We start from the raw sequence: 23,399 nt of genomic DNA, 5'->3' as shown, positions 1-23,399 counted from the left end.
GAAACAGGCCTGGGGCAGGCGGTGATCACCACCGACGGCCGGACCCGGGCCGGGGGCGAGCACCCCGGTCCGGCCGACCCGTCGGGTCCCGACGCCGCGGGCGGCGCGGCCGCCCCGGCCGCACGCACCCCGGACGGCGGCCCGGCCGTCGCCCGGGTCCGCGCCCGCCGCGATCGGCCCGCACCCACCGATGCGACCGGCGGGCCCGGTCGCCACGCCCTGCGGGACGACGCCCCCGCCTCCGGACACACCCCACCTCCCGGCTACCGCCCCCGGCACGCGGCGCCGGACGCCGAGACCGAGCGGTTCGAGGTGACCGCCGCGGAGCAGGCGGCTCCCCTCGCTCCGGCTCCGGCCCCGACCCCCACGCCGGCCCCGACCCCCACGCCGGCCCCGGCTCCCACGCCCGCCCCGACGCCCGAGGCCCCCGCGCCCGAGCCCGCCGCGGGACCGCCGACCCCGGCCGCGCCCGACCCGGACGCGATCGCGCCCACCCCGGTGCGCGGGCTGCCGCTCGCCTCGACGTTCCCGGCCTCGGGGGTCACCGCCTCCGAGGAGGTGCCGCGGCTCGAGGGCCGGCCCGCCGTGTACGGGTGGCGCACCGACGACGACCCCGTGGCGGACCGCGGCGACGGCCGGCCCCTGGAGCGCGTGCGCATCGTGCTCTCGGAGCGCCGCTCCCCGACCCGCGCGGTCGGCACCGTCGCCGAGATCGAGGCGCAGACCGCGACCGGCGAGCTGCTGCTGTCCAACCTCATGCGCTCCCAGCTCACGCTGGCGCTGCGGCTCGCCGCGGTGGTGGTCCTCGTGCTGGGCGTGCTGCCGATCGTGTTCCTCACGATGCCCGCGGTCTCCGACGCCGCGCCGGTCCTCGGCATCGGGCTGCCGTGGCTGCTGCTCGGCGTGCTCTCGTTCCCGTTCCTGCTGGTCCTCGGCTGGCTCTACACCCGGCACGCGGAGCGCAACGAGCTCGATTTCGCCGACGACGTCGAGGACTGAGCGGTGTCCACCGCCGGCTCCGTGGTCGCGCTCGTCCTGGCCGGCCTCGCGGCGGTCGCCGTCATCGTCATCGGGTCCCTCGGGGTGCGGGTCACCCGCTCCACCGACGACTTCCTCGCCGCGTCCCGCACGGTGCGCAGCCGCGCGAACGCCGCGGCCATCGCCGGGCAGTCGTTGTCGGTGGCGTCCTTCCTCGGCGTCGCCGGGATCGTCCTGACCGAGGGGGTCGACGGGCTCTGGTACCCGCTCGGCTTCGTCGCGGGCTTCGTCGTGGTCCTGCTCTTCGTCGCCGCCCCGCTGCGGCGCTCGGGCGCCTACACCGTGCCCGACTTCGCCGAGACCCGGCTCGACTCCGCGCTGCTGCGGACGGTGACCACGATGGTGGTCGTCGTCATCGGGTGGCTCTACCTGGTCCCGCAGCTGCAGGCGTCGGGCCTCGTGCTCATGGTCCTCACCGGGGCGCCCGCGTGGGTGGGCGTGCTGGTCGTGGGCCTCGTCGTCACCGCCGCGGTCACCTTCGGCGGCATGCGCTCGATGACCCTCGTGCAGGCGTACGGCTTCTGGCTCAAGGCGGTCGCGCTCGTGATCCCCGCCGTCGTCCTCGTCGCCTGGTTCCTGGGGGCCGGGATCGCCGCGAACATCCCCACCGCGGGACCGGCGACCTTCGACCGCCCGACCACGGTCACCGTGCACGACCCCGTGCTGCTGCAGGTCGTCGACCCGGTCACGGTGCAGGTCACCGCCGACGGCGCCTCCCGCACGCTCACCTGGTCGCCCGGCCCGCACCCGGTCGGGAAGGACACCACCCTCGCGTTCCCCGCCGGGTCGGCGGTGCCCGTGGTCGACGGCGCGGTGGCCGACCAGCAGGCCTGGGACCGCCCCTTCGGCTCCGGTGAGCGGAACCCGCTCTGGGTGTACTCGCTGCTGCTGGCGACCTGCCTCGGCGTGGCGGGCCTGCCCCACGTGCTCGTCCGCTACTACACCAACCCCGACGGCCGGGCGGCCCGCCGTTCGACGGTGCTCGTGCTCGCGCTGCTCGGCGGGTTCAGCATCGTGCCGATCGTGCTCGGCGCCCTCGCGCGGCTGAGCGCGCCGCAGCTGCTCGTCGGCGGCGAGGGCGACGCCGCGGTGCTCACCCTGCCCTCGCTCGCCCTCGGCGGCTGGCCGGGTGCGGCGCTCGGCGGGCTGGTCGCGGCGGGGATCGCGACGACGCTGCTCGCGGTCTCGGCGGGCCTGCTGCTCTCGGTGGCCGGGGTGCTCTCCAGCGACGTCCTGCCCGGACGCCTCGGGGACTTCCGCATCGCCGCCCACGTGGCCGGGGCCGTCCCCATCGTGCTCGCGCTCGTGATGGTCCGCCTCGACTTCGCCGTGAGCGTCGCCCTCGCCCTGGCGGTGGCCGCCTCGACGTTCGCGCCGCTGCTGCTGCTCGGGATCTGGTGGCGCGGGTTGACCGACCGCGGCGCGGTGGCCGGGATCGCGGTCGGCGGCGTCCTCTCGCTGGGCGCCGCGGTCGCCACGCTGTTCGGCGCAACGCTGCCCGGCACAGCGGGGATCCTGCTCGCCCAGCCGGCCGCGGTCTCGGTGCCGCTGGCCGTGCTGACGATGGTGCTGGTCAGCCGTGCGACCCCCAACCGGGTTCCGGCCGGTGTCGGTCGTACGCTGCTGCGACTTCACGCCCCGGAACGGCTCGGGCTGGGCGAGATGCGTGTGGGTCGGAACTGAGACGCGCATCTCGCGTACGAGCACCAATGTCGCGGGCGGAACATACCGACCGTAACGGCACGAGGTACCCGAAAAGAGCACCTTTCTCGGAGTGACGACAACTAGGTTCCTCCGTTGAACATTCGGCACCCGGCGACCCCGACTCCCGAAGGGTGAGAGCGCATGAGTGCGACCGACGAGAGCCCCCGGGGCTCGGCGCCGCCCGACGCGACGTCGACCCCGTACGAACAGATGCAGCGCAGTCCGGAGTTCCGCGCGCTGCGCTCGCGCTGGCGTCGCTACATCTTCACGATGAGCGGCCTCTTCCTCGGGTGGTTCCTGATGTACGTCCTGCTCGCCGACTTCGCGCACGGATTCATGAACACCCGCCTCGGCGGGACGAACCTGACCGTGGGCCTCGTGATGGGGCTGCTGCAGTTCGTCTCGACCTTCGTCATCGCGGTGGCGTACGCGCGGTACGCCGAGAAGAACCTCGACCCGACCGCCGCCGAGCTCCGGGCTCGCGTGGAGGAGAAGCTGTGACCCTCTCGGCCTTCGCCGCCCTCCCGACGCAGGCCCAGGCGCCGAAGCAGCTCGGCAGCCCGCTGCTGAACATCGGCATCTTCCTGGTCTTCGTCGTCATCACCCTCCTCATCGTCTACCGGGTGAGCCGCTCGGCGACGACAGCCTCGGACTACTACGCCGCGGGCAGCTCGTTCACCGGCCCCCAGAACGGCATCGCGATCTCCGGGGACTACCTGTCGGCCGCCTCGTTCCTCGGCATCGCCGGCGCGATCGCGGTGAACGGCTACGACGGTTTCCTCTACTCGATCGGCTTCCTCGTCGCGTGGCTGACGGCGCTGCTGCTCGTCGCCGAGCTGCTGCGCAACGTCGGGCGCTTCACGATGGGCGACGTCCTGAGCTTCCGGATGCGCCAGCGCCCGGTCCGGGCCGCGGCCGCCGTCTCGACGCTCGTCGTGTCGTTCTTCTACCTGCTGGCGCAGATGGCGGGCGCCGGCGCCCTCATCTCGCTGCTGCTCGGCGTGCAGAAGGGCTCGAGCATCTTCGACGGCCAGTCGCTCGTCATCCTTCTGGTCGGCCTCGTGATGATCTTCTACGTCCTCTACGGCGGCATGCGCGGCACCACGTGGGTGCAGATCATCAAGGCCACGCTGCTGGTCATCGGTGCCGCCGTCATCACCGTCTGGGTGCTGGGTCTTTTCAGCTTCAACCCGTCCTCGGTGTTCGGGGCGGCCGACACGAACGTCACCACCAACCTGCTCAACGCGGGCAACGAGTACGGCAAGTCGATCACGAGCAAGATCGACTTCATCTCGCTGGCGGTGGCGCTGGTGCTCGGCACGGCGGGCCTGCCGCACGTCCTCATGCGGTTCTACACGGTGCCCACCGCGCAGGAGGCCCGGCGCTCGGTGAACTGGGCGATCTGGATCATCGGCGTGTTCTACCTGTTCACGCTGGTCATCGGGTACGGCGCCGCGGCCTTGGTCCCGGCGGGGATCCTGACCTCGAAGACCGACAACGACGCGGCTCCGCTGCTGGCCTTCGAGCTCGGCGGCACGGTCCTGCTCGGACTCATCTCGGCGATCGCGTTCGCGACGATCCTCGCCGTCGTCGCCGGCCTCACGATCACCGCGGCGGCCTCCTTCGCGCACGACGTCTATGCCTCGGTGATGAAGGAAGGGAGGCCCGAGCCCGGTTCCGAGGTGCGGGTGGCGCGGCGGACGGCCCTCGTGGTCGGGATCTTCGCCGTGCTCGGCGGCATCCTGGCCAACGGCCAGAACGTGGCGTTCCTGGTGGCGTTGGCGTTCGCGGTGGCCGCCTCGGCGAACCTCCCGACGCTGCTGTACTCGCTGTTCTGGAGGCGTTTCAACACCACCGGGGCGCTCTGGAGCATCTACGGCGGCCTCGGACTCTGCCTCGTGCTGATCATCTTCTCGCCCGTGGTCTCCGGCGCGCAGACGTCGATCTTCGGTGAGGGCGTCGACTTCGCGTGGTTCCCGCTCTCGAACCCCGGCATCGTCTCGATCCCGATCTCGTTCCTGCTGGGCGTGGTCGGCAGCTTCGTCGGCGAGAGCCAGATGAGTGCAGAGGAGAAGGCCGAGGCGGCCCGGAAGGCCGCCGAGATGGAGGTCCGCTCCATGACCGGCGCCGGGTCGTCGGCCTCGTCGGCCTTCCACTAGGTGGCTCCGCCTCGTGAGCGCTTTCGGTCGTCATAGCGACCGAAAGTGCTCACGAGCGCGCAGCACACCGTGTGATTCGATGGGGACATGACGTCCGAGGTGCCCGCCGTGGTGGCGACCGACGTGCCCGCGGGCGCGACGCTGCTCGACGTCCGGGAGGACGACGAGTGGGTCGCGGGCCACGCGCCCGAGGCGGTCCATGTGCCGATGTCGCAGTTCCTCTCGAGGCTCGACGAGGTCCCGGACGGGCCGCTCGCCGTGGTCTGCCGGGTCGGCGGCCGCTCGGCGCAGGTCACCGCGTACCTGGTCGGTCAGGGCCGGGAGGCCGTCAACGTCAGCGGCGGCATGCTCGCCTGGGAGGCCGCCGGACGTCCGGTGGTGAGCGACGGGCCGGGGCCCGCCCAGGTGGTGTAGAGCCATGGGGAGGGAGTCGCAGTGACCTGCCCGCGCTGCGGCCGGGAACAGCCGCCGGGGGACTCCGGCCGCTTCTGCGTGCACTGCGGACGGGTGCTGTCCGGGGTGCGGTGGGTGGCGACGACCCCCGACGCCTGGCGTCCCCGCGAGCCGGCGGCCACCCGCCGCCCGTACGCCGGCCCGCCGCGCTACCGCGAGATCCCCCGCTGGAGCCTGTGGCCGTGGGCCGCCCGCCCCGAGCCCGGCGCTCCCGACGGGCCGCTGCCGGCCAGGGCCGTGCCCGAGCCGCGGGACGCGTTGCGCGCGCACGCCGAGCTGCTGCGCCGGCTGGCGGTGACGACCGCGCTGCTCGCCGGGATCGCGGCGGCGGGCGAGGTGTTCCGCTACGTGCTGCTCGTGCTGAGCCGGGACCGGGCGCTCTCGGGCGTGGCGCTGGGGTGGTCGGACGCGGTCGTGACGTTGTTCGGGCTGCTCGCCCCGGTCGCGGCCCTCGCCACGGGCGTGGTGTTCCTGCGCTGGTTGTTCACCGCCCGGGACCTCGCGGCCCGGGAGTCGGGCACCCGTCCGGGGCGCTCGACGCGCATCGTCCTCCTCGGCTGCTTCCTGCCGCCGTTCACGCTCACCGTGCCCGGCGCGACGCTCGCCGAGATCGAGCACGCCGCGTCCGGCCTCGACCCGGGCACCCGCCCCACCCCGTCCCGCCCGGTGCTGCTCTGGTGGGCGAGCTGGGCCGTCGGGGTGGTGCTCGGGCTGGTCACGGTGGTGCACGGGTTCTGGACGAGCATGCAGGCGCTCGCCGACGGCGTGGTGCTCCACGCCCTCGTCGACGTCGTCGCCGTCGTCGCCGCGTGGGCCACCGTCCGCGTCTCCGCCCACCTCACCGAGCTGCTCGCGCCCGTGCTGCGCCCCTCGGGCCGCACGTGGGTGGTGCGCCCCGCCGGGACCGAGCCCTCGGCGGTCTGAGCAGCCCTCAGGCGCCGCCGAGCGTCGCCACCCCGCCGGCCGACGGCGGCGCCGTGGGGTCGGTCCCGGCGTCGGCGGGCATCTCCCGGGCCACGAAGTCCTCGACGTGGAACAAGTTGTCGCCGGCACGGCGCACGATGCGCAGCAGCGTCGTCATCGAGGCGACCTCCTCGACCTGCTCCTTGAGGTACCACTGCATGAACTGCTCGCCGAGGTAGTCGCCGGCGTCGCGGGCGGCGCGGGCCAGCAGCGTGATCTGGTCGGTGACCCGCTTCTCCTGGTCGAGCACGACCTCGAGGACGTCCTCCACCGACTTGAAGTCGTTGCGGACCTCGTCGATCCCCGGGATGCGGACGTGCACGTCGTTGTCGAGCAGGTACTGGACCATGCCCATGGCGTGGTTGCGCTCCTCGAGCGCCTGCGCGTAGAAGTGCGCCGCCATCTGCGGCAGGTCCTCGTCGTCGCAGTACACGGCGACCGCGGTGTACTGCTGGGACGCCGTGAACTCGTGGCGGATCTGTTCGCGAAGGAGTTCGTGGAACGTCGACGACGAGGGGTCGCTCATACCCGTCGAGTGTAGGTATCCCTTACCGGATCGCCCGCCGACGGCCGGGATCCGTGACCGTCGGCGGGCGTGGGGGTCACCCGGTGGCCGTCACCCGGTCACCGTCGCCGCGGTGGCCTGGTCGCCGTTCTTCGTGACCTGCAGCGGCAGCGGGGGCGTCCCCAGGTCGCCGCACCCGAGGTTCCCGAACGAGGTCTGCAGCCGTTGGGCGAGGAAGGTGAAGAGGTTGTTCGCCGCCGCGGCGTCCGGCGAGGGCGCCCGCGAGAACCGGGCCTGGTCGGTCTTCAGCCGGCCGGGCGCCACCGCGACCAGCGAGCGGCAGTAGGCCGCGCCATCCGACGAGGCGGCGACCGGCTGGTCGACCCCGGCGCGGTAGAGCGCGTTCTTGGCGGGCGAGGCCTTGCCGTCGATCTGCGACATCGGGTCGTTCGCGGGGACCAGCGCCACCGGAGCGCCCTGGTGCGCGGCCGCCTGCAGCTCGTTGAGCGCGAGCGACGGGACCTGCTTGCCAACGTTCCCGGCGTCCGGCGCGGTCATCGGCTTGCAGCCGAGCGCCGGGTCGAGGAACGCGTCGAGCAGGCCGTTGTCGCTCGCGTTGGTGAGCACGGTGCCGCCGAGGCCGGCGTTGGCCGCCGTGTCCTGGGCGACGCGGCCGTCGCCGAGCACCCGGTAGGAGGTGGCGAGATTGTCGCTCTGGTCCTGGTCGACGACGGAGAAGTCGCGCGTGGTCGGGCACGGCTGACCGTCCGCGGCGGTCCCGAGGCCGGGCACGGCCAGCTTCCCCGCCGCGATCGCGCTGTTCGCGGCGGCGAAGAATCCCGGGCCGTTGCAGTCGGCGAACTGACCGAACGGCGAGCCGGGCGTCCCGTCGACGCAGCCCGCGCGGTCCCCGTCGAGGGTCAACGTCGTGCCGTTGAAGCCGAACCAGACCCCGACGACGGCGCCCGGGGGCAGGGTGGGCGTCACCGGGGGCGCCGCGGGCTTGCTCCCGTTGTCGACGACCAGCGGGTGGTAGACGGACAGCGCCCCGGTCGCCGGGTCGAGGATGGTGGCCTCGACGAAGGCGGCCTGCGCGGTGTCGGCCTCGTGGCAGGCGCCGCCGCCGCCCGCGCCCTTCAGCCGGTACGGCGTGGCGAGCCCGGCCGCGCTGGTCGGGTTCGGCGGGACGGTGAGCCGGCAGTTGACCTGCTGCTGCTGTTGCTGCTTGTTGCCGGTGTTCTTCTGGTGGTCAGACGGATGCGTGGCGCCCGCCCCGCCGCGGCGCCCGGCGTCGGGGGCCGTCGTCGTCGGCGCCGCGGGCGGGGCCGGCGTCGCGCCCGCGGAGGCCGGCGTCGTGCTCCCGGGGGCCGGCGGTGGCGAGCCCGGCCCGTCCTGCCGCCTCCGCCCGGTGATCGACCCGGCCAGGCGGGAGAGGACCGACTCCCCCCGCGATGTGCCCGTGCCGTGGCTCGACCCCGACCCAGTATCCGGTGTGCGGGTCGAGGCCCAGGCCTGGGCCGCGCCCAGCACCAGCAGGATCGAGAGGGGAGCGGCGACCGCCCAGCGCGGGATGCGCCGACGGGTCGAGTGTCTGGCCATGGGTGTCCTTCGAGGGGGGAGCGGACGGACCCGGGGCGGCTGTCCCGGACGCGGCGGGGGACGTCGGCATCGGACCCGACCAGCCGAACTGCTCGGTGTGGATCCGCGTGGCCGGGACGGCGAGCTGCTCGAGCGCGGCCAGGGCGCCCGCGAGCAGCGAGGGCGGCCCGCAGATGAAGTAGTCGAGGTGGTCGCGCTCGGGCGGCCCGGGCACGACCTCGGAGAGCAGCGCGAGATCCACCCGGCGTCCGGCGGTCCGGATGACCTCGAGTTCGAGGCGACGCTCGAGCACGGCGAGCTCGTCGGCGAAGAGGGGCTCGGAGCCGCGCTCGGCGAGGACGAGCCGGTGACGGCGGGTGTCGCCGCGCTCGGCGAGGGTGCGCAGCATGCTCATCATCGGCGTGATGCCGACGCCGCCCGCCACGAGGACGAGGCCCGCACAGTCCTGGTCCTCCTGGGTGGTGAACGAGCCGTGCGGGCCGTCCAGCCACACCTTCTCGCCCTGGCGCAGCGCGGCGACGCGGTGCGAGAAGTCGCCCTGGTCGCGCACCGTCAGCTCGAGCCGACCGGTGACGTTGGCGCTGGAGGCGATGGTGAACGGGTGCTCCTCGGTGCCCACCACCGCGCGCTTGAGGCGCAGCCACACGAACTGGCCGGGGTCGAAGCGCATCCCGCCGCGGCGCAGGTGCACCGGGGCGAGCACCAGCGTCGACACGCTCGGGCCCTCCCGGCGCACGCCGTAGACGACGTAGGCGCCCTGCCGGGAGAACAGCGGGCGCCACACCCAGCGGTGGGAGAGCACCGCGAACAGGACACCGGCGAGGACCACCAGGCACACCCGCATCACCGGGTCGGCGACCAGGTGGTTCAGCCAGATCACGTGCAGTGCGGCGAGGACGAGCCCGGCGGCCGCGAGCGCGACGTGCAGGCGCGCCCAGACCTCGTAGCGGGCCCCGGGCCGGCGTCCGCCCGCGGCGACCCCGCCCACCAGCAGCAGCGCCACCAGCGAGCCCCAGCCGACCTTCGCGGTGTCGCGCGCGGTGAACGGGTTGATCAGGGTGGGGTGGTTCCACAGCGCCACGGCGGCGTGGAGCACGACGGCAGTGAGCGCGAGCATCCCGAGCCAGCGGTGCAGGCCCATGACGCGGTCGACGCCGAACGCGCGGGTCAGGGTCCGGATCCGGGAGGGGACCAGCACCACCACGATGAGCGCCGTCAGGCCCAGCACCGCGAGCCCGACCGAGAGCATCGTGCCGGGGCTGGTGCTGTCGCCGCGCCAGGCCGACATCGCGAAGGGCACCACGGTCATCGCGATGAGGACCGCAGCCCAGGCCGTCGTCGTCATCCGTCTCCGCACGGCCGCAGAAGGTAGGGCCGTGACCTGTTCGTGATCGGCGAGTCTGAGAGGTCCGGGCCGCCGGGGGCGCCGAGAGCCCGTCACCGGGCGACGACGGGCCGTGAGAGTGCTCCGATCGGACGCGCTGGTGATCCGTGTGCGGGAGCGGGCTCTCAGTTTGCCCCGGCCCTCCTCGCAGCAACCTGGTGAGCACGCCGATAGGGGCACGATGCCGGCATCTGACGCCAGGACGGCGCCGCTCACCCGTTCACGGCAGGATGCGCGGTCGTGACCTTCGACCGTGTGCGTGAGGCCGCCGAGGTGCCGTCGGCGTTCGACCAGGACGCGACGTCCTACGACCGCCTCGTCGGCGCCAACCCCGGGTACTTCGAGCACCTGTGCCGGTCCGCGGCCCGCCTCGGGCTGCCGGGGCGCGGGGCCGGGCTGCGCCTGCTCGACGTCGGGTGCGGGACGGGGCTCTCGACGCGGGCGCTGCTCGAGACCTACCCGGAGGCCGAGATCGTCGCGGCCGACGCCTCGGCGGAGATGCTCGCGCAGGCCCGCGCCAAGGCCTGGCCGACCACCGTGCGGTTCGTGCACTCGCGGGCCGAGGACCTGGCGACCGCCGGGGTCGAGGGGCCGTTCGACGGCATCCTCGCGGCCTACCTGCTGCGCAACCTGCCCGACGTCTCGGCCGGAGTCGCCGACCTGCGGGACCTGCTGGCCCCGGGGGCGCCGCTCGCGGTGCACGAGTACTCGGTGGCGGACTCCCGGTACGCGCGGGCGGTGTGGACGGCGGTGTGCTGGGCGATCGTCATCCCGCTCGGGTGGCGGGTGACCGGTGACGCGTCGCTCTACCGCTACCTGTGGCGCAGCGTGCTGGCCTTCGACGGGCTGGAGCGGCTCACCGCCCGGCTGCGCGAGGCCGGGCTGGAGCAGGTCCACGCGGAGCCGATGGACGGCTGGCAGCGCGGGATCGTGCACACCGTGGTGGGGCGGAGCCCCAGGTGAGTACTCGTGGTGGCCATGACCACCACGAGTACTCACCTGCGCCTGCGCACCTCGTAGGTCCGCTCGGCGTACTCGATGTCGTCGACCCACAGCCGCTTCGCCGCCCACTCCATCAGCGGGCGGACCACCCGCTGGACCCGCCGGGCGTGGGCGAACCCCTCCCGGTCCGAATGCGCGACGACGGCCTCGGTCACCTGGGTGCGGGCCCGGCCGTCGGGGTGCGGGGCGAGCGGGGTCGCGTGGGTCTCGACGACGCTGCCCGCCCCCTCGCCGCGGGTGATCTGCATGACGACGGTGCGCGGGTCCGGGCAGGTGAAGCGCGCCTCGACGGGGATGCCGTAGTGCCGCGTCAGCCGGAACGCGACGTGCAGGTCGAAGTGGTCCTCGGCCTCCGGGGCGGTGCGACCCGGCGCGGAGTCCACCCGCAGGTCGGCGAACGAGTGCGGGTGGAACCACGCGCCGTGCCACGGGTCGAGGCGGTTGGCGACGACGTCGTCGGGCTCGCAGGTGCCGACCATCGTCGCGACCGCGACGAGGCTCGCGGTGTGGTCCGGGCGCACCGGCAGGATCGGCGCGGGTGTCGGCTCCTCGCCGCCGACCGTGTCGAGCCGGACCCAGGTCAGCACCCCGTCGTCGTGCGCGGGCAGCGTCCGCCAGCCGGCGCGCCCGGAGGGCCCGAGCGCGAGGCCGTGCCAGCGGCAGATGAGCTCGCACCCGGACTGCTCCGCCGTCGACAGGTCCGCCCCGAGGTGCGGGCACGCGCCCGGCCCGGCGTGGAGCTCCCCGGACGGGGAGCGCCAGAGCACCAGCTCCACCCCGGCCACCGTCGTGCCGCACGGGGTTCCGGCGCGGATGTCGCGGGACGCGGCGACGACGAACCAGTTCCCCGACGGCCGCGCCTTCGCCCGCTCCAGCGCCGCGTGGATGATCCCCGGCTTCGCGTCGCGCCAGGTCGGCTCCATGGCCTCCCAGCGCTCGCCGGAGAGACGGCGCAGCGGGTTCGCGGGCCGGCGGGCAGGGCGCTTGTCCAGCACGGACGACGACGCTAGGTCGACGGCCGTTCGGGCGCAGTGACGGGTGCGCGTGCTGTGGCCGGATGCACGCCTGGCTGCGCCGAACGTGGGCGCGCGGACCCGATCGGGTGGTGCATCACGACGGCTGGTCGCGCTCCCACGGGCAGGACAGGCACCGCGGCCCGCCGCGCCCGGACCCCAGCTCGAACCCCTCGATCGTCACGACCTCGATCCCGGCGTCGCGCAGCCGGGCGTTCGTCGTCGTGTTGCGCTCGTAGGCGACGACGAGGCCCGGGGCGAGCGCGAGGGTGTTGTTGCCGTCGTCCCACTGCTCGCGCTCCGCGGCCACGCCCGCGGGGCCGGTGTCGACCGCGCGCAGCTCCTCGATCCCCATCGCCCGCGCGGCCGCCGGCCGGAACGGTTCGGGTCCGGCGATGGCGAGCCCGGGCGTGACCGTCCAGGCCTGCAGCGAGTCGAGGACCTCGGGGAAGACGACCATGGTGTCGACGTCGACCATCGTCGTGACGGTGTCGAGGTGCATCGTCGCCCGGCGCTGGGTGATCGGGACGGCCAGCACGGTGTGCGCCAGCCCGGCGTCGAACATGGCGCGGGCGAAGGACTCCGCGCCCGCCGGGCTGGTGCGCTCCCCGACCCCGACGGCGAGGACCCCGGGCGCCAGCAGCAGCACGTCGCCGCCCTCGACCGGGGACGGGTCCCGGGGGTCGGTGGGCGGGACGCCGCCGAGCTGCGGGTGCTTCCGCTGGGCGAGGGCGACGAGCGCGGCCTCCCGCCGCCGCGCCGGCATCCCCATCGCGGCGGCGACGACGTGGTCCCCGACGCGGATCGACGAGTCGCGGGTGAACATGAGGTTGGGCAGCGGGTCGACCGCGAACTCGTCGGGGCCGTGCATGCGCCGCACCAGCGAGCTCTGGCCGTCGCCCAGCTCGCGGAAGGTGAGCCCGCCGATGAGCACCTCGGCGAGGTCGTCGGGCCCCATCGCGGCGAGCTGGGCGCGGACGCCCGTCCCCAGCTCCCGGCCGAGCACGCGCTCGTCGACCGCGTCGGCGATGCCCCGCTCCCGGGCCGCGGCGTCGTGCAGGACGGTCCGCAGGAGATCGGCGAGCAGCAGGACGCGGACCCCGTGCCGTTCGAGGGTGGCCGCGAAGCGGTCGTGCTCGACCTGAGCCCGCTCGACCCACGGGATGCCGTCGAAGAGCAGCCGGTCGGCGTTGCGGGGGGTGAGCCGCTCGAGCTCCGGGCCCGGCCGGTGGAGGACGACGGTGCGCAGCGGGCCGACCTCGGAGTCCACGCGGGGCGGGGTCATGGTCGCCGACCCTAGATGCGTGAACGGCGCCGTCCTTGCGACAGATGCCAGCATCGTGCCCCTATCGGCGTGCTCAGTAGGAGGCTGACACGGCTACCGCGGCAGGAACGGCACCTTCCCCGCCAGCAGCGCCGACCCCACGAACGCCACGACGTCGATCAGGGCGTGCGCCCCGACCAGCGGCCACAGCCGCCCGCTGCGCTGCCAGTACCGCCCGAACACCAGCCCCATGACGACGTTGCCGAGCCCGCCGCCGAAGCCCTGGTAGAGGTGGTACGAGCCGCGGAGCAGGGCCGACACGGCCAGCGACCGGTTCTCCGAGAGCCCGAGCCGGCGCAGCACCGTGAGCAGCCAACCGACGACGAGCACCTCCTCGGCCCACGCGTTCGCGACCGCCGACACCACGAGGACCGGCACCCGCCACCAGTGGTCGTCGAGCACCGACGGCACCACGGTGAGGTTGATCCCGAGGGCGCGCGTGGCGAGGTAGAACCCGAGACCCGGGATGCCGATGAGCGCGGCGAGCCCGAGCGCGGCGAGCACGTCCCGTCCCGGACGGGCGCCGTCCAGGCCCACCCCGCGCGGCCCGGATCCGGCGCGCAGCAGCAGGTAGAGGCCCAGCGCCCCCCACGCGACGAGCTGCAGCGAGGACGCGAGCTGCGCGGCGAGGTCCACCCAGGAGTCGGTGGCGAGCGGCTGGTCGATCGCGACGCGCCGCGAGGCCAGCGGCGCCGGGGCGGCGAGCGAGTCGAGCAGCGAGATGAGCGAGCGCAGCCCGGACAGCCCGAGGGTCACGGTCGCGACGACGAGGATCTCGGTCACGAGAAGGCGGCGCTCGCGCCCCTCGGCCTCCACGACCGCGGGCCTGGGCGGGGCGAGCCAGGTACGCAGGAGGCTCATCGGCACGCACCCTAAGGCCGCCGCGCGACGGCGCCCCGTCCGCGCCGGGTCGGTAACCTCGCCGGTGTGGGACGTGTCCTCCGAGTGCTCGCCACCCCCCGGTGGGTCGGGTGGACCCTGCTCGCGATCGTCGCCGTGATCGTGTGCGCCGGGATGGCCTACTGGCAGCTCGGCCGCGCGGAGTCCCCCACGGGCACGCTGCTCAACGCCGGGTATGCGCTGCAGTGGCCGCTGTTCGGGGTGTTCTTCGCCGCGCTGTGGTGGCGCATGCTCCACGCCGAGGCCCTCGCTCTCGCGGCCGTGCGGGGCGAGGTCCCCGACGAGGAGCTCCCCGCCGACGCCGTCGACCGGGCCGCACCCGACGACGCGTCCGCCGCGGGCCCCGTCGGTCCCGGTGGAGGGACCCCGACGACGCCGGACTCGCCCTTCACCCCGCGGCCGGCCGGGGTCCGCCCCGGCGACGGGCAGGGCGCGCCCCTGCGCGGCCGGGCGCGCACCGACTACAACGCCATGCTCGCCGCGCTCGCCCGCGCCGACGCTGCCGACGAGCACCGCTGACCCGCGCGAAGGAGCCCCTGCGTGACCGCATCGACGCCGACGGCGGCGCTGACCCCGAAGATCGTCGCCGCGATGAAGCGCTACCGGGTGATGGCCTGGGTGGTGGGTGTCGGGCTGCTCGTGCTGGTCCTGGTCGCGATGCCGCTCAAGTACTTCGGCGGCGACCCGACGCTCGTCGCGATCGTCGGCCCGATCCACGGCTTCCTGTACATGGGCTACCTGGCGTTCACGGCCGACCTGGGGGTGAAGAGCCGCTGGCCGGTCCTGCGCCTGCTGCTCGTGGCCCTCGCGGGCACCATCCCGTTCGTCTCGTTCGTCGCCGAGCGGAAGGTCACCGCTCCGCTGCGCGACGGTGCACCGCACCCGTCGCCGTCGGGCTGACCTCCGCGAGCCGGCGCACTTCCGCCCCGAGCATCCGGGGGCACGCCACCGGGGCGGAGAAGCCGATCCGCACGTCGTGGTCGCCCAGGTCGGTCTCGACCCGCAGGCGCAGCCCGAGCCGGTCGACGGCCAGCGGCACCAGCGCGTGCACCGGTCGCCGCAGCGCGGGCGGCAGGTGGCGCGCGAGCCCGGCCAGGAGCGCGCCGTGGGCGCCCGCGAGGTGGGAGACCCGGGCGTCGCCGCAGCCCACGAAGGGGTCGGGGGGTGCGGTGGCCCGCGCGCGCTCGGCCGGACCGGGGACGGGCGGCTGGTGCGGGCAGCTCCTGGCCATCGGGCTCCTCCGAGACGCGGTGGGTTAGGTGAGCCTAACCGAAGTGATCGGGAGGAGGGCAAGTCCCGATCGCACAGCGGGCGCCCGGTGACCGACCCGCGGCGACCGGACCGCTACCGTGCCCTCGTGTCCACCGTCCCCCAGGCCGGTGGGGCACCGGTCGACGGTGTGCCCCCGCTCCTCGCGCGCATCCTCGACGACGCCGCCCTCGTCTCGGGGCCGCGCCCGGGGATGGCGGACGTGCTCGACGCCCACCTCGACGTGCGTGCCGGCGAGTACGGCGGTCTGGTCGGGGCGCTCGTGGTCCCCGTGTCCCGGCTGCAGGAGTTCGTGGCCGAGCTCGTGAAGCGCCGGCCCGCGGCCCCGGTCCCGATCACGCTGTCGGTGGACACCGGCCTCGGCGGGGTGCCCAAGGCGCTGTCGCTGACCACCTCGCGGGCCGCGCTGCTCACCACCGGCACCGTCGAGATGCCCGCCCCGCACGACGTGGACTCCGTCTGGCTCGAGCGCGTCACCGAGTTCGTGCCCGACGACGTCGTGGCGGTCGTCGAACCCCGCCGCCCCGACGCCGACGGGTCGGCGGACTGGATCGACGGCGTGCGCCGCGTCGTCGGGCACGGGTGCCGGCCGAAGCTGCGCTGCGGCGGCGACCGCGCCGGCGCCTTCCCCGGGGTCACCGACGTCTCCCGGTTCCTCGCGGTGGTGGCCGCGGCGGGCCGCTCGTTCACCGCGAGCATCGGGCTGCAGAGCGCGGCCCGCCACGTCGACCCCGCGACCGGGTTCGACCACCACGGCTGGCTCAACCTCATGGTCGCCGTGACCCGCGCCCTGCGCGCGGTGCCGCCGACGGCCGCCGGGGGTCCCGACGACGGCGGGACGGGCGCCGCCCCGGAGGCCGGGACGCCCGGCGCCTCCGGTCCCTCCGAACCGTCCGTGGAGCCGCCGCCCGAGCTCGTGGAGGCCGTGCGCAGCGCCCTGGACGCCACCGACGCCACCGCGCTGGCCGCGGAGGTGGCCGAGGTCGACGAGGCGACCGCGACGCAGGTCCGCGCGCACCTGTCGTCGTTCGGGTCCACGGCCCCCGCCGACCAGGGGGCCGAGATGGCCCGCCTCGGTCTGGTGTGACGTGACGAGCGGCCACGTCGCGTACCTCGGCCCGCCCGGCACGTTCTGCGAACAGGCGCTGCGCAGCCTCGTCGAGGCGCCCGGCTCGGCGTTCACCGGGGCGGTGCCGCGTGCGGCGGCGAGCACCACCGCCGCGCTCGACCTGCTGCGCGCCGGCGAGGTGGAGTTGGCGTGCGTGCCGATCGAGAACTCGGTCGAGGGCGCGGTGCCCGCGACCATGGACGGGCTCGTCGAGTCCCCGCCCGTCGTCGTGGTCCGGGAGATCCTGCTGCCGGTGCGGTTCGCGGTGCTCGTACGCCCCGGGACCACCCGCGCCGACGTCCGCACCGTGGCCTCCCACCCGCACGGCGAGGCGCAGACCAGTCGTTGGCTGGCCACGCACCTGCCGGCGGCCGAGACCCGGATGACGCCCTCCACCGCGGCCGCCGCGGCCGCCGTCGCGGACGGGCAGGTCGACGCCGCGGTCTGCGCGCCGGTGGCCGCCCGGCACTACGGGCTCGAGGCGCTCGCCGACGGGGTGCACGACACCGGGGACGCGGTGACCCGCTTCGTCGTCGTCGCCCCGGCCGGGGTCCGGCTGCCCGCCGCCACCGGCAGCGACCGCACCTCGATCGCCGCGACCACCGTGAACGAGCCCGGCGCGCTGCTGGCGATCCTCACCGAGTTCGCGATCCGCGGCGTCGACCTCACCCGCATCGAGTCCCGGCCCTCCAAGGAGCGGCTCGGCACGTACTGGTTCTTCCTCGACGGGGCGGGGCACGTCGGCGAGCCGGCGATGGGGGAGGCACTGGCCGCGCTGCACCGGCGCTGCACCGACCTGCGGTTCCTCGGCTCCTACCCGAGGGCGCGGGTCCCCGCCGGCTCCACCGCCCCGTCCCCGCCCGTCGCGCCGCCGGTGCCCGGGCAGGAGGGCGCCGACTACGACGCCGCCGCGAGGTGGCTCACCGCACTCCGCGAGGTCCCCGGCGAGGCCCTCCCGGGCTGACCGGCGTGGTACGGATGGAGGCGTGCTGCGACTCGTGCTCGCCCGCCACGGCCAGACCCCGGCGAACGTCGCGAAGACCCTGGACACGGTGCTGCCCGGTCCGGGCCTGACCGACCTCGGCCGGCTGCAGGCCGAGGCGCTCGGCAAGGAGCTGGCCGCCGATCCCCTCGGGCCGGTCACGGCCGTCGTCAGCTCGCCGGCGCGGCGCGCCCGCGAGACCGCCTCCCTCGTCGCCCCCGCCGTCGGGCTCGTGGCCGCGGTCGTCGAGGGCACGCACGAGGTGCAGGTCGGGGACCTCGAGGGGCAGAACGACGAGCCGTCGATCGCGCGGTTCCGCGCGGTCTACGACGCCTGGCGCGACGGCGACGTCACCGCCCGGATGCCGGGCGGCGAGTCCGGCCGCGACGTCCTCGACCGCTACCTACCCGCCGTCACGGCCCTGCGCGACGAGCACCTGCCCGGCACCGTCGTGCTGGTCAGCCACGGCGCGGTGCTGCGGCTGGTCGCGCACGCGCTGCTCGGCGAGGTCCCCGACCTGGGGTCCGACGACCACGTCGACAACTGCGGGCGCGTGGTCCTCACCGGGCGCCGCCACGGCGGGTGGAGCCTCGAGGCGTGGCGGCGGGAGGCACCGGGCGGGCTGGCCTCGACGCGCGACGCCACAGGAGGCTGACGCCAGGTGAGTACTCGTGGTGGGTAGGGCCACCACGAGTACTCACGAGGGCTATGCCCACCCCAGCCGGTGCAGGGTCGCCTCGTCGATCCCGAAGTGGTGGGCGATCTCGTGCACGACGGTGATCGCGACCTCGTCGCGCAGCTCGTCCTCGTCGGCGCACATCGCGACCAGCGCGTCGCGGTAGAGCGTGATCCGGTCGGGGAGCACGCCGCCGTAGTCGCTGGTGCGGTCGGTGAGCGCGACGCCCTCGTAGAGCCCGAGCAGCTCCGGGTCCTCGGGGTGGCGGGATTCCACGAGCACGACGACGTTGTCCATCGCGGCCAGCAGCTCGGCGGGCAGCTCGTCGAGGGCCTCCCCGACGAGCTCGTCGAACCGCTCCGGGTCCACCGCCGCGCGGGCTAGTTCCCGGTCCCGCCGGGCAGCAGCGGCGGGAGCGAGGGCAGCACGCTCGGCAGCGTCGGTGCCGGCGCCGCGGGCGCCTGGGTCGCGGCCGGTGCCGCGGGGGCGGCCGTCGTCGTCGCGGCCGGGGTCGACGGCTCGACGGCGGGGGCCCCGGGCGGCGGCAGCGGGTCCGGCGAGGCGGGGGCGGCGCCGCCGATCGTCACGCCGTCCTTGACCGCCCCGGTGAGCGGTGCGAAGCCGGAGTTGTCCGCGAGCAGCGAGCCCATGTTGCAGCTCACCCGGCGGGTGCCCGCGTCCCAGGACGCCTGGTCGATGTTCGTCCAGTAGACGGTGAGCTTCGAGTCGGTGAGCTTCTGGGCGCCGACGGCGTCCTGGGCGACCTTGGTACACGCCGGCTGCAGGAAGTTGTCCTGGTCGTCGACCGAGGGCAGGGCGCCGGTGAACTTCGAGCCGAGGTCGACGGTGCCCGCCACCTCGGCGGCGTGCGTCTTCGCGCACGAGGACACCGGGTCGGACACCTCCTTGCCGTTGAGGCCCAGGCAGGTGCCCGCCGCGAAGACCACGGCCTGGTCGGCCGCGGAGACCTTGCCGGTCGAGGAGAGCAGGGCGCCGGTGACGCCGGGGGCCTGCAGGCCGCAGCGCACGGTGCGGTCGCCGTCGCCCCACGCCGCCGCGGTGGGCTTGAGCGCGCCGACCTTGTAGCGGCCGGTGGGGTCGAGCGGCTTGCCGAGGTAGCGCTGCACGAGCGAGCCGCACTGGTCGGCGACGATCTTCTGCCAGGCGGCGTCGGCCGGGAACGGCGCGCCGTCGGGCTGGTTCGCGTTGACCGGGCCCGCGGTCTCGAACAGGTGCGGGGCCGAGCAGTCCACCTGGTGGACGTCGGCGCCGTCGGTGCGCTGCCAGGTCAGGCAGGTGCCCGGGGCCTTCGCCAGTTCGGAGGAGCCGGTCTCCGGCCCGCTGCTCGAGCCGCCGAGGACACCCGGGGACGAGCCGGACTCGTGGCCGGCGAGCTCGAGGAAGCCGAGCCCGCTGCCCGTGGCGGCGAACGCGCTGGCGGCCACGAGCATGATGAGCGCCCCGGCCAGGACCCCGATGACGCCCCGGCGCGCGACGAGCCGCCGGGCGGCGTGACCGTCCGCGTCGTCAGCCACCCGGTCGCGTCGGTCGTCGCGTCCCTGCGAGGACGGCCGTTCCCGTAGGACCATGGTGCTGACATCATGCCGCGTGCCGGAATCGTCTCCTCGAGGGGGGATCGGCACTCGGCCGTGCGGGTGCCGAGTCGGCGGGAACGGGAGTGAGGACATGAGCGAGGACCCGGGGGCCGCGTCGCGGGGGCGCCACGAGGGCCCCGACGCCGGGTCGGCCGCGGACGACGCGGCCACGCCGCCCTCGGGAACGCCCGCCGTCGGCGGGTCGGCGTCGGCGGACGCCGATGCGCCCACCACCCGCACCGCGGAGCCGTGGTGGAACGCGGACGCCGGGGGCTCGCCCGGGGCCGGTGGCGAGGCGCGGCCGGACGAGCCCGACACGGCGTCGTCCGAGGCGGGGCGCCGGGGGCGGGTGCGCTACCAGGACCCGGAGACCACCACGCCGCGGGAACCGACCGTCGCCGAGCAGCGCGCCCGCCGCGAGGCGGAGCGCCGTCGCAAGGCGCAGGAGGAGGCCGCGGCCGCCGCCGCGCAGCGCAAGTCGAAGATCCGCAAGCGGGTCCTCATCGGGGGCGGGGTCGCCGTCGGGGTCGCGGCGATCGTCGCGATCGCCTACGCGGCGTCCTCCGGCGGGGGCGACGAGGTCACCGCGCAGTGCACCGACCAGAACGGCGTGGTCGTCGACGACAATCTCTGCTCCGGGACCCCGACGAACGGGTCGTACCACGGCGGCTTCGTCCCGATCTTCCTCGGCGGGTTCGGCAACCAGTACCACTACAACTACGGCTCCAGCTCGCCCGTCGGGACCGTCGCGCGCGGCGGCTCGGTCACCGCGCCGCCCTCGGGCACGAGCGTGCGCAGCGGGACGTCGGGCAGCAGCCTGGGCTCCACGTCGTCCAACGGCACCGTGAGCCGCGGCGGGCTCGGCGTGTCCGGCAGCGGCTCGTCGGGATCGGGATCCAAGGGCTCGTCGTCGGGCTCGGGCTCGTCGTCGGGCAGCTGACCCACACCGAAGCGGAGAGGACGCGCGTGCGTCGCGAGAGGTCGACCCCCCGCCCCGACTGGCGGCAGAAGATCGAGGAGCAGGGCCTGGTCTTCGGCACCCCCGCGATGGGGCAGGACGGCGCCCGGCCCTACTGGGACGAGTCGGTGCACTACGTCCTCGACATGGCCGAGGTCCTGTCGTTGGAGGCCGACGTCGAGCTGCTGCACTCGATGTGCCTGGAGGCCGTCGACCACGTCGTCACCACCGAGCGGTTCCGCGACTTCGCGCTGCCCGAGTGGTGCTGGGAGCAGGTCGCGGACTCCTGGAAGCGCCACGACCCGCACCTCTACGGCCGCTTCGACCTCCGCTACGACGGCTCGGGCCCGGCCAAGCTGCTGGAGTACAACGCCGACACCCCGACGACGCTGCTCGAGGCCAGCATCTGCCAGTGGTACTGGCTCAAGGACGTCTACCCCGACCAGGACCAGTGGAATTCGCTGCACGAGAAGCTCGTCGCGCGGTGGGGCGAGATCGCCGCGGACCTGCCCCGCAACGAGGTGCACTTCTGCTGGTCGCAGGCCGAGATCACCGGCGAGGACCACGTCACCACGGCCTACCTGCAGGAGACCGCGGCCGAGGCCGGGCTGGACACCGTCGGGCTCGCGATCGAGCAGATCGGCTGGGACGCCGCGCTCGACCGGTTCGTCGACCTCGAGGAGGCCCCGATGAGCTGCGTCGTCAAGCTCTACCCCTGGGAGTGGATCCTCGGCGACGACTTCGGCAAGCACGTCACCCGCAGCCTTCCCGAGACCCAGTGGATCGAGCCGCTGTGGAAGACGCTGCTGTCGAACAAGGCGATCCTCGCCGTGCTCTGGGAGATGTACCCGGGCCACCCGAACCTGCTGCCCGCGTCGCTGGGCGACCCCGGCTTCCTCACCGAGTACGTCCGCAAGCCGCTGCTCGGGCGCGAGGGCGCGAACGTGCAGATCGTCGCCGGGGCCGGCGAACCCGTCGTCGAGACCGGCGGGGTCTACGGCGAGGAGGGCTACGTCTACCAGCTCTTCGACCCGCTGCCCGAGTTCGACGGCTACCGGCCCGCGCTCGGCGCCTGGATCGTCGGCGACGAGTCCGCGGGGCTCGGCATCCGCGAGACCGCCGGGCTCGTCACCGACAACGGTGCGGCGTTCGTGCCGCACCGCATCCCCGACTGATGGACACCGCACGCAGGCTGTGGGCGCTCTACGAGCCGGTCCACGCGCTGACCTACTTCGCGCCGGCGGCCCTCGCCGTGGCCGAACCGCTCGGCGGCTCCTTCTGGGCGCGCTACGTCGCGCAGCGCGCCGCCCCGCTCGGCGACGTCCCCACGGCCGTCGTCGTGGCCGCGTTCGGCGGATTCGCCCCGGACCGGATCGCCGACGCCCGCGCGGCGGTCGCGCCCGGCGTCACGCCCACCGGCGCGCTGGAGGCCCGCCTCGACGGCGTCGACGCGGCGTTCGCCGACCTCGCCCAGGCCCCCGACGCTGCGGTGGTAGCCGAGGCGGCCGACCTCGCCTGGGAGGCGGCGGCGGCGTGCGAGGACGCCGGACGCGTGCTCGGGGCGGCGAACCGGGCGCTGCCCCGTCCCGCGGCGCCCCACCTCGCGCTGTGGCAGGCGACGACGACGCTGCGGGAGCACCGCGGTGACGGCCACCTCGCCGCGCTCGCGGTGCACGGCGTGGGGCCGGTGGCCTCGCACGTGCTCAAGGTGGCGGCCGGCGAGTCGCCCGGGCGGACCTGCGCCTCGGGCGGCGGATCCCCGACGACGCCTGGGAGGCGGGGACGGCGCGCCTGGCGACGGCCGGGGTGCTCGAGGGCGACGGCGCCCTCACCGACGCCGGGTGGGCGCTGCACGCCGCGGTGGAGGACGCGACCCACCGCGCGGCGGCGGGCCCGTGGGAGGCGCTGGGCCCGGAGCGCACGGAGCGGCTCGCGACGCTGCTCGCTCCGATCGCGGCGGCGGCCCGGTCGGTGGTGCCGGGGTTCAACCCCATCGGGCTCCCGCGCCCCTGAGCCGGCCCTGCTCCGGCCCGATCCGGCCGGGTCCGGCCCGACGTGCAGCAACGGCACGTTCCTGTCATCTGACGTCAGGACGGCGCCGTTCACTCATGGACCGCGGCCGCGCCCCGAGGGGTGAACGGCGCCGCTCGCGCGCCCAGTGCCAGGAACGTGCCGTTGCTGCGGCCGACGAGGGTGCCGCGCGCGCAGGCCCGCGGCCGCTAGTCTGCGGCGTCTCTTTCGTCCGGATGGACCCGCGCGGAGGCCCGTGTGCTCGCTCCCGACTTCTTCCCGACGCTCCTCGGCAACATCGGCCTGATCGCGCTGTACGCGGTCATCGGCGCGGTGCTCATGTACGTCGGCTACTTCGCGATCGACCTGACGACGCCGGGCGACCTGCGCGGCCTGGTGCGCGACGGCCGGCCCAACGCGGTGGTGGTGTCCGCGTCCGGGCTCGTCTCGATGGCGCTGATCGTGGTCGTCGCGATCTACATCTCCGGCGGCGGCCTGCTCACCGGCGTGATCAACACGGTGGTCTACGGGCTCGTCGGGATCGTCGCCCAGGTCCTCGTGGTCCGCGGCCTCGAGGCGGTGTCGCGCCTGGACGTGGGCGCCTGCCTGCGCGACGAGTACTACACACCGGTGTCCGCGATGATCGCCGGGATGCACCTGGCGCTGGGCCTCGTGGTGGCGGTCGCCATCGTCTGAGGGCACGTCCGTGATGTCCGGATCGTGACGGCCCCGTGACGTCCGGGGTCACCCCGGCGAG

At 74.8% G+C, this 23,399-nt stretch carries 25 protein-coding genes; 16 read left to right on the top strand and 9 right to left on the bottom strand.

What is annotated here, in order from left to right:
* The 6 genes from VGH76_RS14790 to VGH76_RS14765 all read left to right on the top strand — a co-directional run.
* A partial coding sequence (locus tag VGH76_RS14790) for a hypothetical protein (protein ID WP_331557445.1) occupies positions 1-999 on the top strand: 999 nt, incomplete at its 5' end.
* A 3-nt stretch (positions 1,000-1,002) separates the two neighbouring features.
* Positions 1,003-2,721 carry a cation acetate symporter gene (locus VGH76_RS14785; RefSeq protein WP_331557444.1) on the top strand — a complete coding sequence of 573 codons (1,719 nt, stop codon included), beginning with the start codon at positions 1,003-1,005 and terminating at the stop codon, positions 2,719-2,721.
* A gap of 162 nt (positions 2,722-2,883) precedes the next feature.
* Positions 2,884-3,243 carry a DUF485 domain-containing protein gene (locus tag VGH76_RS14780; RefSeq protein ID WP_331557443.1) on the top strand — a complete coding sequence of 120 codons (360 nt, stop codon included), beginning with the start codon at positions 2,884-2,886 and terminating at the stop codon, positions 3,241-3,243.
* Positions 3,240-4,901 carry a cation acetate symporter gene (locus tag VGH76_RS14775; RefSeq protein WP_331557442.1) on the top strand — a complete coding sequence of 554 codons (1,662 nt, stop codon included), beginning with the start codon at positions 3,240-3,242 and terminating at the stop codon, positions 4,899-4,901. The genes VGH76_RS14780 and VGH76_RS14775 overlap by 4 nt, the downstream gene beginning before the upstream one ends.
* An 87-nt stretch (positions 4,902-4,988) precedes the next feature.
* The gene (locus VGH76_RS14770) at positions 4,989-5,315 is read left to right on the top strand and encodes a rhodanese-like domain-containing protein (protein ID WP_331557441.1); all 327 of its coding nucleotides are present in this window, start codon (positions 4,989-4,991) and stop codon (positions 5,313-5,315) included.
* Positions 5,316-5,336: 21 nt separating this feature from the next.
* Positions 5,337-6,278, top strand: a complete 942-nt coding sequence (locus tag VGH76_RS14765; protein WP_331557440.1) for a DUF4328 domain-containing protein — start codon at positions 5,337-5,339, stop codon at positions 6,276-6,278.
* Positions 6,279-6,285: 7 nt separating this feature from the next.
* On the opposite strand, the gene VGH76_RS14760 is transcribed toward VGH76_RS14765, so the two are convergent.
* From VGH76_RS14760 to VGH76_RS14750, 3 genes are all read right to left on the bottom strand, one after another.
* Entirely contained in the window at positions 6,286-6,843 is a 558-nt protein-coding gene (locus VGH76_RS14760; RefSeq protein ID WP_331557439.1) for a ferritin, read from the bottom strand.
* A gap of 90 nt (positions 6,844-6,933) precedes the next feature.
* Positions 6,934-7,809: a hypothetical protein gene (locus VGH76_RS14755; protein ID WP_331557438.1), complete on the bottom strand. Its 876-nt coding sequence runs from the start codon at positions 7,807-7,809 to the stop codon at positions 6,934-6,936.
* Between the two features lie 262 nt (positions 7,810-8,071).
* Positions 8,072-9,766, bottom strand: coding sequence for a ferredoxin reductase family protein (locus tag VGH76_RS14750; protein WP_331557437.1), 1,695 nt, complete (start codon positions 9,764-9,766; stop codon positions 8,072-8,074).
* 279 nt (positions 9,767-10,045) lie between these two features.
* Here VGH76_RS14750 and VGH76_RS14745 point away from each other — a divergent pair, with 279 nt between their 5' ends.
* On the top strand, positions 10,046-10,768 hold the full coding sequence (locus tag VGH76_RS14745; RefSeq protein ID WP_331557436.1) for a class I SAM-dependent methyltransferase: 723 nt from the start codon (positions 10,046-10,048) through the stop codon (positions 10,766-10,768).
* A gap of 32 nt (positions 10,769-10,800) precedes the next feature.
* On the opposite strand, the gene VGH76_RS14740 is transcribed toward VGH76_RS14745, so the two are convergent.
* From VGH76_RS14740 to VGH76_RS14730, 3 genes are all read right to left on the bottom strand, one after another.
* Positions 10,801-11,799, bottom strand: a complete 999-nt coding sequence (locus tag VGH76_RS14740; protein WP_414637731.1) for a DUF5914 domain-containing protein — start codon at positions 11,797-11,799, stop codon at positions 10,801-10,803.
* A 118-nt stretch (positions 11,800-11,917) separates the two neighbouring features.
* A complete protein-coding gene (locus VGH76_RS14735; RefSeq protein WP_331557435.1) occupies positions 11,918-13,105 on the bottom strand; it encodes an arginine deiminase in 1,188 nt (395 codons plus the stop codon).
* 93 nt (positions 13,106-13,198) lie between these two features.
* Positions 13,199-14,005 (bottom strand): CPBP family intramembrane glutamic endopeptidase, encoded by an 807-nt coding sequence (locus VGH76_RS14730; protein WP_331557434.1) that lies wholly within the window; start codon positions 14,003-14,005, stop codon positions 13,199-13,201.
* 66 nt (positions 14,006-14,071) lie between these two features.
* On the opposite strand from VGH76_RS14730, the gene VGH76_RS14725 reads away from it, so the two are divergent.
* Entirely contained in the window at positions 14,072-14,563 is a 492-nt protein-coding gene (locus VGH76_RS14725) for a hypothetical protein (RefSeq protein WP_331557433.1), read from the top strand.
* Between the two features lie 21 nt (positions 14,564-14,584).
* Positions 14,585-14,944, top strand: coding sequence for a DUF3817 domain-containing protein (locus VGH76_RS14720; RefSeq protein WP_414637730.1), 360 nt, complete (start codon positions 14,585-14,587; stop codon positions 14,942-14,944).
* Here the strand turns inward: VGH76_RS14720 and VGH76_RS14715 are convergent.
* Entirely contained in the window at positions 14,895-15,275 is a 381-nt protein-coding gene (locus VGH76_RS14715) for a DUF2470 domain-containing protein (RefSeq protein WP_331557432.1), read from the bottom strand. The genes VGH76_RS14720 and VGH76_RS14715 overlap by 50 nt on opposite strands.
* A gap of 126 nt (positions 15,276-15,401) precedes the next feature.
* Here VGH76_RS14715 and VGH76_RS14710 point away from each other — a divergent pair, with 126 nt between their 5' ends.
* The 3 genes from VGH76_RS14710 to VGH76_RS14700 are packed head-to-tail and all read left to right on the top strand — an operon-like array spanning position 15,402 to position 18,058.
* Positions 15,402-16,400 (top strand): hypothetical protein, encoded by a 999-nt coding sequence (locus VGH76_RS14710; protein WP_331557431.1) that lies wholly within the window; start codon positions 15,402-15,404, stop codon positions 16,398-16,400.
* 1 nt (position 16,401) lies between these two features.
* Positions 16,402-17,385 (top strand): prephenate dehydratase, encoded by a 984-nt coding sequence (gene pheA, locus VGH76_RS14705; RefSeq protein WP_331557430.1) that lies wholly within the window; start codon positions 16,402-16,404, stop codon positions 17,383-17,385.
* Positions 17,386-17,407: 22 nt separating this feature from the next.
* Entirely contained in the window at positions 17,408-18,058 is a 651-nt protein-coding gene (locus VGH76_RS14700; RefSeq protein ID WP_331557429.1) for a histidine phosphatase family protein, read from the top strand.
* A 51-nt stretch (positions 18,059-18,109) separates the two neighbouring features.
* On the opposite strand, the gene VGH76_RS14695 is transcribed toward VGH76_RS14700, so the two are convergent.
* Together VGH76_RS14695 and VGH76_RS14690 are read right to left on the bottom strand one after the other, a co-directional pair.
* Positions 18,110-18,448, bottom strand: coding sequence for a metallopeptidase family protein (locus VGH76_RS14695; protein ID WP_331557428.1), 339 nt, complete (start codon positions 18,446-18,448; stop codon positions 18,110-18,112).
* 11 nt (positions 18,449-18,459) lie between these two features.
* Positions 18,460-19,614 carry a septum formation family protein gene (locus tag VGH76_RS14690; RefSeq protein WP_331557427.1) on the bottom strand — a complete coding sequence of 385 codons (1,155 nt, stop codon included), beginning with the start codon at positions 19,612-19,614 and terminating at the stop codon, positions 18,460-18,462.
* 151 nt (positions 19,615-19,765) lie between these two features.
* Here VGH76_RS14690 and VGH76_RS14685 point away from each other — a divergent pair, with 151 nt between their 5' ends.
* The 4 genes from VGH76_RS14685 (at position 19,766) to VGH76_RS14670 (ending at position 23,338) form a co-directional block, all read left to right on the top strand.
* Positions 19,766-20,614 carry a hypothetical protein gene (locus VGH76_RS14685; RefSeq protein WP_331557426.1) on the top strand — a complete coding sequence of 283 codons (849 nt, stop codon included), beginning with the start codon at positions 19,766-19,768 and terminating at the stop codon, positions 20,612-20,614.
* Between the two features lie 26 nt (positions 20,615-20,640).
* Positions 20,641-21,807, top strand: a complete 1,167-nt coding sequence (locus tag VGH76_RS14680; RefSeq protein ID WP_331557425.1) for a glutathionylspermidine synthase family protein — start codon at positions 20,641-20,643, stop codon at positions 21,805-21,807.
* Positions 21,807-22,769, top strand: a complete 963-nt coding sequence (locus VGH76_RS14675; protein WP_331557424.1) for an SCO6745 family protein — start codon at positions 21,807-21,809, stop codon at positions 22,767-22,769. Before VGH76_RS14680 ends, VGH76_RS14675 begins: the two co-directional genes overlap by 1 nt.
* A gap of 131 nt (positions 22,770-22,900) precedes the next feature.
* A complete protein-coding gene (locus VGH76_RS14670; protein ID WP_331557423.1) occupies positions 22,901-23,338 on the top strand; it encodes a DUF350 domain-containing protein in 438 nt (145 codons plus the stop codon).
* Positions 23,339-23,399: the final 61 nt, after the last annotated feature.

This window comes from Actinomycetospora sp. (assembly GCF_036497585.1).
Classification (GTDB): Bacteria; Actinomycetota; Actinomycetes; order Mycobacteriales; family Pseudonocardiaceae; genus Actinomycetospora.
This window is presented reverse-complemented; position numbering and strand designations above follow the sequence as displayed.